The organism is uncultured Stenotrophomonas sp., from assembly GCF_963519925.1.
Lineage (GTDB): Bacteria > Pseudomonadota > Gammaproteobacteria > Xanthomonadales > Xanthomonadaceae > Stenotrophomonas > Stenotrophomonas maltophilia_AE.
The window spans coordinates 59670-68282 of sequence record NZ_CAUQPH010000008.1; the positions used below are offsets into that span (position 1 = coordinate 59670).

Genomic DNA, 8613 nt, shown 5'->3' on the forward strand with positions numbered 1-8613 from the left:
CGGCGCCGGGACGGCGTCGCGCAGCAGGAAAATGAGGTGGCGGTTTCAGGCGTGCAGCGGCGGCCCGCGTGCGGCGTGGGCAGCCCAGCGCAGGCTGCGCGGGGTGGCGACGCTGCGAAGCACGGGTGGCGCGATGACCCGCAGCGCCGGCAGCAGCAGGATCAGGACGGCCAGCCACGGCATCAGCCGCGAGGCCATCATGCAGTATTCGCAGGCCTCGCCATGGCCGGCGTGGGGATCGATGGACGCGGCGGGGGCGGTATCGGCCGGTGCGACGGCGTGGCGCGACATGTCGTGCATGGACATGTCGTGCATGGACGAACCGTGCATCGTCATGTGATGCGCCGGCATCGCGTGCGCGGCCATCTCATGCGGCGGCATCACGTGCGCCATGCCACCGGGCATCAGCATCACCGACGGGCCCTGGGCCTGCTGCCAGCGGCTCACCAATGGCGCCAGCGCCATCAGCAGCGTCGCCACGAAGGCGAGCTGCAGCAGGACGGCGTACGGGCGACGACGGCGGTTCATCGCACCATGGTAGCGCCCTCGATGTGCGTGGGCCGCAGCGTTCGCGTGCGACCAACCGTCGCAGCGGGCCGGCCAACGGCCGGCGCTACCGAGGTTTCCGGAACCCATGGTGGGTTGATCCCGATCCCAATGGGCCTGTACCAATTCGTAGCGCCGGCCGTTGGCCGGCCCTACACCGTAATCGTCTGCGTCAACGATTCCCACGTCGGCGGCACCGGCCAATCGGCCTCCTGGTTGCCGTCGATCACGCGGCGCAGGTCGCGGGTGTCGATCTGCGGGGCCAGTACGTGCACCAGTTCCAGCGCATAGTCGCGCAGTACCCGGTCGCGCGGCAGGACCGCCCAGGCGATGCATTCGTCGATCGGCGCCGGAGCCGGCCAGGAGCGCAGGTCTTCATCGCCGGCATTCACCGCCATTTCCGCCAGCAGTCCCACGCCCAGGCCGGTGCGTACGTAGGTCTTGATCAGGTCGGCATCGAGCGCGGTCAGCGCGATGTCCGGGGTCAGCCCCGAGGCGGCAAAGGCGCGCTGCAGCGAGGAGCTGCCCCGGGTGGAGGATTCGTAGCTGATCAGGGGCTGGGTGGACAGCGCCTGCAGGTCCGGCGCGGCGCCCGGGCGGTCCAGCGCGTGCCCGCGCGGCACCAGTACCAGCCGTCGCCAGCGGTACAGCGGAATGGCGATGCCGGCGGTGGGTTCGGCGCCGGCGGTGCTGATGATGGCGATATCCGCATCGCCCTGGCTGAGCAGGTCCAGCGCGTCGCTTTCGGCGGCCTGCTGCAGGTGCACGCTCACCTGCGGGTAGGCCTGCTTGATCCGCGCCACGGCTGGCGGCAGCACGAAGCGCGCCTGGGTGTGGGTGGTGGTGAGGATCAGCTGGCCCTGGCTTTCCCGGCGCTGGTTGGCGGCATAGGTGCGGATGTTGTTGGCTTCGGACAGCACCGCGCGCGCGCGGCCGATCACTTCCACGCCGGCCGGGGTCACCGCCTCCAGGCTGCGACCCTTGCGCACGAACAGCAGGAAGCCCAGTTCATCTTCCAGCTGCTTGAGCTGCTTGGACAGCCCCGGCTGGGTGGCGTGCACCCGCGAGGCGGCCAGCGTGATGTTGAGCTCGGCGTCGGCGATGGCCACCAGATAACGAAGTTGGGTCAGCGTCATGGGCGTGCGCGCAGGCAGGGAGGGAGGGTCGACCGACTGTAAGCCAGTTGCCGTCACCAGCTTATAACCAAATGTTGTTTATGAAGGGTATCAGGTCATTTCGCGCGGTCATATGCCGGCGCTACGGTCTGGCGGACCCCCGGTCGCGCCCGGCGCGTGAAAACCACCTGCGCTGCCCTTCCCTCCCGCCGCGGCGCGTCCGTGGCCCGTCATCGAATCCGCGGAGCGTTTCCCATGGCCCTGTACAACTCGATCCTGGACACCATCGGCAACACCCCGGTGGTGCGCCTGAACCGTATCGCCCCCGACCACGTCACCCTGTATGCGAAGGTGGAATCGTTCAATCCCGGCGGCTCGGTGAAAGACCGGCTGGCCCTGGCGATCATCCTGGATGCCGAAGCACGCGGCGTGCTCAAGCCCGGCGACACCATCGTCGAGGCGACCTCGGGCAACACCGGCGTGGCGCTGGCCATGGTCGCGGCCGCGCGCGGCTACAAGTTCGTGGCCACCATGGTGGAAACCTTCTCGATCGAGCGCCGCAAGCTGATGCGCGCCTATGGCGCCAAGGTGATCCTGACCCCGGCCGCGGAGCGTGGTTCGGGCATGGTCAAGCGTGCGCGGGAACTGGCCGAAGAACATGGCTGGTTCCTGGCCAGCCAGTTCACCAACCCGGCCAACCCGGCCTACCACCGCAACACCACTGCGGCTGAAATCCTGCGCGACTTCGCCGGCAGGCGCCTGGACTACTTCGTCACCGGCTGGGGCACCGGCGGCACCCTCACCGGGGTGGGCGAAGTGCTCAAGGTGGCGCGCCCGGAAACCCGGATCATCGCCACCGAACCGGAAGGCGCGGCGCTGCTGGGTGGGGCCGAATGGAAGCCGCACAAGATCCAGGGCTGGACCCCGGACTTCGTGCCGGACGTGCTGAACCGCGAAGTCTTCGACGAGCTGCTGAAGATCGACGACGCCCGCGCCATCGAGACGTCGCGCCGGCTGGCGGCCGAGGAAGGGATCTTCGTCGGCATCTCGGCCGGCGCCACGGTCGCCAGCGCGCTGGACGTGGCCGCCAAGGCCGCGCCGGGCAGCGTGCTGCTGGCGATGCTGCCGGATACCGGTGAGCGCTATTTCTCCACGCCGCTGTTTGCCGACATCAACGAAGGATCGGACGACGACTGGCTGGCCGGCCTGCCCTGAACGGGATCCATGCCCCCCCTCCGACGCCCACCCTCAAGGTGGGCGTCCGCGTTTCCGGGTCGCACTGCCTGAGACGATGATGACGCAGCCTAGATGCCCTGGCCGCTAGCGTGTGAGGTGGCAGTCATCCCGTTGTATGGACCCGGTATCAGTAAGGAGCGGCACGCATGAAGATCGAAGTGTGGCAGGGCGACATCACGACCCTGGCGGTGGATGCGATCGTCAATGCGGCCAACGAGTCACTGCTGGGCGGCGGTGGCGTGGACGGCGCCATCCACCGCGCCGCCGGTCCGCAGCTGCTGGCCGAATGCGCGGCGCTGCCGGAACTCCGCCCGGGCGTTCGCTGCCCGACCGGGGAGGTGCGCGCCACGGCGGGCTACAACCTGACGGCACGTCACGTGCTGCATACCGTGGGGCCGGTGTGGAACGATGGCACCCGCGCCGAACCCGAGCTGCTGGCCAACTGCTATTGGAAGTCGCTGCAGCTGGCCGAGAAGATGGGCCTGCGTTCGATCGCGTTTCCGGCGATAAGCTGCGGCGTGTTCGGCTATCCGCTGCACCAGGCCGCACAGATCGCCGCCACCGAAACCCTGGCCTGGCAGCGTTCGCACCGCGAACCGCAGCGGATCATCCTGGTGGCCTACAACGCGACGACCTTCAAGGTGTACCAGTCGGCACTGGCTACGTTGGGGCAACCGGGCGATGTGGCCCCAGGACTGCCCTGCCCCACGGTAGAGCCACGCCCTGCGTGGCTGCCGTAGGCCGGCAACCCGCCAGCCACGCAGGGCGTGGCGCTACGGGCGAAAAAAAACGCCGGCGAAACCGCCGGCGTTTTTTGTTACGCAGGTGCGGCGCGGATCAGCCGTTCCACTTGCCCAGTGCGGCCTGGCCATTTTCCTTGGCGCGGTCGTACACGGTCTGCTGTGCCTTGGCGACGTTGGCCTTGGTGTCCTTGGCCCACAGCTTCAGCGCGGCCTGCTGCATGGCGCGGCCGTAGGAGAAGCTCAGCGGCCACGGCAGGTTGCCCATCTGGTTCATGGCATTGAGGTGGGCGGTGGACTGCTCATCGCTCTGGCCACCGGACAGGAACACCACGCCCGGCAGGATCGCCGGCACGGTGCTCTTGAGGCACATGACGGTCGATTCGGCCACTTCCTCGACGTCGGCCTGCTCGTCGCAGCCCTTGCCGGAGATGACCATCGACGCCTTCAGGATGGTGCCTTCCAGCAGCACGTTCTGCTGGTACAGCGCGTCGAACAGCGAGCGCAGGGTGGCTTCGGTGACTTCGTAGCAGGTCTCGATGTCGTGGTCGCCGTCCATGATCACTTCCGGCTCGACCATCGGCACCAGACCGCATTCCTGGCACAGCGCGGCGTAACGGGCCAGCGCGTGGGCGTTGGACTCGATGCAGGTACCCGACGGAATGCTTTCGCCGATGTTGATCACCGCACGCCACTTGGCGAAGCGCGCACCCAGCTTGTAGTACTCCTGCAGGCGCTCACGCAGGCCGTCGAGGCCTTCGGTGACCATCTCGCCCGGGCAACCGGCCAGCGGATGGGCGCCCTTGTCGACCTTGATGCCCGGGATCATGCCGTGATCGGCCATGTACTTGGCGAACGGCACGCCGTCCTTGGTCGACTGGCGGATGGTTTCGTCGTACAGGATCGCGCCGGAAATATGCTCGTTGAGCTTCGGCGTGGTCAGCAGCAGCTCGCGGTAGGCACGACGGTTCTCTTCGGTATTCTCGATGCCGACGCTGGCGAAGCGCTTGGCGATGGTACCGGTGGATTCGTCGATGGCGATGATGCCCTTGCCCGGGGCGACCATGGCCTGGGCGGTTTCAGCCAGCTGTTCGATGCTCATGTATTTCCTGTGGCGGGTGCGGGAAAAACACGATTATAGCGGGCCGCTTCCGTGAACTGGCTGTTCACGGAGGATGGAACCGCTTTCATGGGCAGCCGATGTGCGTCGGGTCGATCACTACTGCCTGGGCCGGCCAACGGCCGGCGCTACCGGGAGGCGCCGTGGGGAGCCGGGCACTGCCCGGCTCCTCCGATCCCTTACAGGTCGCCCAGGCCGCTGGCGCGGCCGTCTTCGCCGACTTCCAGCAGGCGCAGGGTATTGGTGGCGCCGTGGGTTTCCATGTGCTCGCCACTGGTGAACACCACGCGGTCGCCGGCCTGCATCTGGTTGGCTTCGACCAGCAGGCGGATGCTGCCGCGCGCGGCTTCGCGCGGGGTCAGGCCGCGGCTGTCGAAGTTGATCGGGAATACGTCGCGCATCAGCGCCATCTGGCGGCGGGCGCCGTCATGGCGGGTCACCGCGTAGACCGGCGCAGAGGCACGGAACCGCGACAGGTAGCGCGCGGTACCACCGGATTCGGTCATCGCCACGATCGCGCGCACGCCCACGTGCTGGGACAGGAACATGGTGGCCATGGCGATGGCCTGGTCGGCACGCTCCAGGTTGCGCGGCGAGGCGCCGAAATCGGTCTCGGTCTGGAACTGGCGCTCGGCACCCAGGCAGATGCGGGCCATCGCTTCGACCGCCTTGACCGGATAGGCACCGGCCGCGGTTTCGGCCGAGAGCATCACCGCGTCGGTGCCGTCGATGACCGAGTTTGCCACGTCGAGCACTTCGGCGCGGGTCGGGATCGGGCTTTCAACCATCGACTGCAGCATCTGGGTGGCGGTAATCACCACCTTGTTCTGCGCCAGCGAGGCCTTGATGATCTTCTTCTGCAGGCCCGGCAGCTCGGCGTCGCCGATTTCCACGCCCAGGTCGCCACGGGCGACCATCACCACGTCGCTGGCGTCGACGATCTCTTCCAGGTTCTCGATCGCTTCGGTGCGCTCGATCTTGGACACCAGCGCGGCATAGCAGCCGTGCTGTTCGGCGATCGCACGCGCGTCGTTCATGTCCTGTGCGTTGCGGCAGAACGAGACGGCGATGAAGTCCACGCCGATCTGGGCGACGATGCCGATCAGCTCCTTGTCGCGCTCGGTCAGCGCGCCCAGCGAAAGGCCACCGCCCTGCTTGTTCAGGCCCTTGCGGTCGGACAGCACGCCGTCGTTAAGCACGGTGTTGATGATGCGCTCGCCCTGCACTTCCACCACCTGCAGCTGCATCAGGCCGTCGTCGAGCAGCAGCACGTCGCCGGGGGCCACGTCCTGCGGCAGGCCCAGGTAGCTCACGCCCACCTGGGTGGTGTCGCCAGCCGGTGCGCTCGGCGAGGCGACCAGGTCGAAGCGGTCGCCGGCCTTGAGCTGGATCTTGCCTTCGGCAAAGCGCTCGATGCGGATCTTCGGACCCGGCAGGTCGGCCAGGATGCCCACTTCCACGCCCACGCGGGCGGCAGCAGCGCGCACGTCGGCGGCGCGCTTGGCCTGGCCGGACGGGTCGCCGTGGCTGAAGTTCAGGCGGACCACGTTCACGCCGGCGCGGAACAGATCCTCCAGCACGCCCGGCGGATCGGTGGCCGGACCGAGGGTGGCAAGGATCTTCGTACGGCGCTGACGCTCAATCATGGTGGATGGGCTCCCGGGAAAGGATCGAAATTACCACACCCTTCACGTCCCATGAATACGTTTACAGCGTTGGCAGCACTGGGTTTGCCCGTTGTCTTGCGGACAGTCCAGGCGGACCGCGCAGGACAGCGTGGGACGCGATCACGACATGCGGCGGCGTACGGTACGCCGCCGCGGGCTCATGCGATCAACGCGGGCAAGGCTTCCGGGGTTTCCGCCAGGTGCTGCGCACCGGCTGCCTGCAGTTCCTCGGCGCCGCCAAAGCCCCACAGCACGCCGATGTTGCGCATGCCGTGGTGGCGTGCGCCTTCGATGTCCATGCGCCGGTCGCCGATCATCCAGCACGCCGCCGGCGCCAGCTGCCGGCGGTGCAGCGCTTCGGCAACCAGGTCCGGCTTGCTGCTGCGCGACCCGTCCGGGGTGGCCCCGATCACGTCATCGAAGCACGCGCCGAACGGCAGGTGCTCGACGATGCGCCGTGCATGCGGCTCGTTCTTGGCGGTGACGATCGCCAGCCGGTGCCCGCGTGCATGCAGGTCCTGCACCACCTGGCCGATGCCCGGGTAGACCTCGTGTTCGCGCCACCCGACCACGTCGAAGCGTTCGCGGTAGTAATCCACCGCCTGCTCGATGCGTGCGGGATCGTCGAACACGGCGGCAAAGCTGATCCGCAATGAAGGGCCGATCCAGCGCAGCAGTTCCGCGTACGGCGGCACCGGCTTGCCCATCTCGGTGAGCGCGTGCGCCACGCACTGGGTGATGCCCAGTGCGGAGTCGATGAGGGTGCCGTCGAGGTCGAAGAACAGGGTGTCGGGGGTGCCCGCCCCCATCACGCGCCCCGTGCTTCGAGGGCGGCGACGGCGGGCAGGGTCTTGCCTTCGAGGAACTCGAGGAAGGCACCGCCACCGGTGGAGATGTAGCTGACCTGGTTGGCGATGTCGAACTTGTCCACCGCGGCCAGGGTGTCGCCGCCACCGGCGATGGAGAACGCCGGCGAGCTGGCAATGGCGCGGGCCAGTGCTTCGGTGCCGTGGCTGAAGGCTTCGAACTCGAACACGCCGACCGGGCCGTTCCACACCACGGTACCGGCCTTGGCGATCAGCCCGGCGTAGTGCTGGGCGGTCTGCGGGCCGATATCGAGGATCAGGTCGTCGTCGGCGACCTCGGTGACGGCCTTCACCGTTGCTTCGGCATCGGGAAGGAACTGCTTGGCCACCACCACGTCGGTCGGCAGCGGAATGTCGGCGCCCCGCGCCTTGGCGTCGGCCACGATCTTCTTCGCGGTCTCGAGCAGGTCCGGCTCGTACAGCGACTTGCCCACCGCATGCCCGGCGGCGGCGATGAAGGTGTTGGCGATGCCGCCGCCGACGATGAGCTGGTCGACCTTGCCGACCAGGTTGGCCAGCAGTTCCAGCTTCGTGCTGACCTTGCTGCCGGCCACGATCGCCAGCAGCGGCTGCGCCGGCGCGTCCAGCGCCTTGGCCAGCGCATCCAGTTCACCCATCAGCAGCGGGCCACCGGCGGCGATCGGGGCGAAGCGGATCACGCCGTGCGTGGATGCCTGGGCGCGGTGCGCGGTGCCGAAGGCATCCATCACGAACACATCGCACAGCGCGGCGTACTTGCGCGACAGCGCTTCGTCGTCCTTGCCTTCGCCCACGTTCATGCGGCAGTTTTCCAGCAGCACGATCGAGCCCGGGGCGACATCCACGCCGTCGACCCAATCGCGCACCAGCGGCACGTCCACGCCCAGCAGGGTGGACAGGCGCAGCGCCACCGGCGCCAGCGAGTCGGCTTCGCTCCACACGCCTTCCTGCGGACGGCCCAGGTGCGAGGTGACCATCACCGCCGCGCCCTTTTCCAGGGCCAGCTTCAACGTCGGCAGCGATGCGGTGATGCGCTGTTCGGAGGTGATGCGGCCGTCTTCGATCGGCACGTTCAGGTCCTGGCGGATCAGCACGCGCTTGCCGGAAAGGTCGAGGTCGGTCATGCGAACGATGGACATGGGGCAGCAACTCTTTGGCGGAAAAGGAAAGGGCGCCGCGCACGGCGCAGGCGCCCATTGTAAAGGCATCGACGATCGCGCCATCGCATGCCTGGTAGCGCCGGCCGTTGGCCGGCTCTCATGAGCGTCGGACGTATCGCCTGGGCCGGCCAACGGCCGGCGCTACCCGCGTGGTCAGGCGTTCTGGTTCTGGGTGCGCCCCAGG

Annotated in this window: 8 protein-coding genes; 2 read left to right on the top strand and 6 right to left on the bottom strand. The window is 68.0% G+C overall.

Translation table 11 applies throughout. The features are described 5' to 3' along the window. Positions 1-45 precede the first annotated feature (45 nt). The gene (locus RWO33_RS03165; protein WP_314101923.1) at positions 46-528 is read right to left on the bottom strand and encodes a DUF2946 family protein; all 483 of its coding nucleotides are present in this window, start codon (positions 526-528) and stop codon (positions 46-48) included. 170 nt (positions 529-698) lie between these two features. After that, positions 699-1682 carry a LysR family transcriptional regulator gene (locus tag RWO33_RS03170; protein WP_145479349.1) on the bottom strand — a complete coding sequence of 328 codons (984 nt, stop codon included), beginning with the start codon at positions 1680-1682 and terminating at the stop codon, positions 699-701. A 234-nt stretch (positions 1683-1916) separates the two neighbouring features. Between RWO33_RS03170 and cysK the strand changes: the two genes are divergently transcribed. Continuing rightward, complete coding sequence (gene cysK, locus RWO33_RS03175) at positions 1917-2876, top strand: cysteine synthase A (RefSeq protein ID WP_314101926.1); 960 nt, start codon at positions 1917-1919, stop codon at positions 2874-2876. A 167-nt stretch (positions 2877-3043) separates the two neighbouring features. Then, positions 3044-3637: an O-acetyl-ADP-ribose deacetylase gene (locus RWO33_RS03180; protein WP_314101928.1), complete on the top strand. Its 594-nt coding sequence runs from the start codon at positions 3044-3046 to the stop codon at positions 3635-3637. A gap of 97 nt (positions 3638-3734) precedes the next feature. Here the strand turns inward: RWO33_RS03180 and RWO33_RS03185 are convergent, their stop codons facing one another. From RWO33_RS03185 to RWO33_RS03200, 4 genes are all read right to left on the bottom strand, one after another. Beyond that, positions 3735-4739 (bottom strand): class I fructose-bisphosphate aldolase, encoded by a 1005-nt coding sequence (locus tag RWO33_RS03185; protein WP_017356577.1) that lies wholly within the window; start codon positions 4737-4739, stop codon positions 3735-3737. A 197-nt stretch (positions 4740-4936) separates the two neighbouring features. Next, a complete protein-coding gene (gene pyk / locus RWO33_RS03190) occupies positions 4937-6403 on the bottom strand; it encodes a pyruvate kinase (protein WP_314101933.1) in 1467 nt (488 codons plus the stop codon). 179 nt (positions 6404-6582) lie between these two features. After that, a complete protein-coding gene (locus tag RWO33_RS03195) occupies positions 6583-7233 on the bottom strand; it encodes an HAD hydrolase-like protein (RefSeq protein WP_314101935.1) in 651 nt (216 codons plus the stop codon). Further along, entirely contained in the window at positions 7233-8408 is a 1176-nt protein-coding gene (locus tag RWO33_RS03200) for a phosphoglycerate kinase (protein ID WP_314101937.1), read from the bottom strand. The genes RWO33_RS03195 and RWO33_RS03200 overlap by 1 nt, the downstream gene beginning before the upstream one ends. Between the last annotated feature and the right edge of the window lie 205 nt (positions 8409-8613).

Excerpts from the sequence above, each read along its gene's own strand:
- RWO33_RS03185 (WP_017356577.1), bottom strand. The coding sequence starts at position 4,739 with ATGAGCATCGAACAGCTGGCTGAAACCGCCCAGGCCATGGTCGCCCCG.
- RWO33_RS03165 (WP_314101923.1), bottom strand. The coding sequence starts at position 528 with ATGAACCGCCGTCGTCGCCCGTACGCCGTCCTGCTGCAGCTCGCCTTC.
- RWO33_RS03180 (WP_314101928.1), top strand. The coding sequence starts at position 3,044 with ATGAAGATCGAAGTGTGGCAGGGCGACATCACGACCCTGGCGGTGGAT.
- RWO33_RS03200 (WP_314101937.1), bottom strand. The coding sequence starts at position 8,408 with ATGTCCATCGTTCGCATGACCGACCTCGACCTTTCCGGCAAGCGCGTG.
- RWO33_RS03170 (WP_145479349.1), bottom strand. The coding sequence starts at position 1,682 with ATGACGCTGACCCAACTTCGTTATCTGGTGGCCATCGCCGACGCCGAG.
- pyk (WP_314101933.1), bottom strand. The coding sequence starts at position 6,403 with ATGATTGAGCGTCAGCGCCGTACGAAGATCCTTGCCACCCTCGGTCCG.
- cysK (WP_314101926.1), top strand. The coding sequence starts at position 1,917 with ATGGCCCTGTACAACTCGATCCTGGACACCATCGGCAACACCCCGGTG.
- RWO33_RS03195 (WP_314101935.1), bottom strand. The coding sequence starts at position 7,233 with ATGGGGGCGGGCACCCCCGACACCCTGTTCTTCGACCTCGACGGCACC.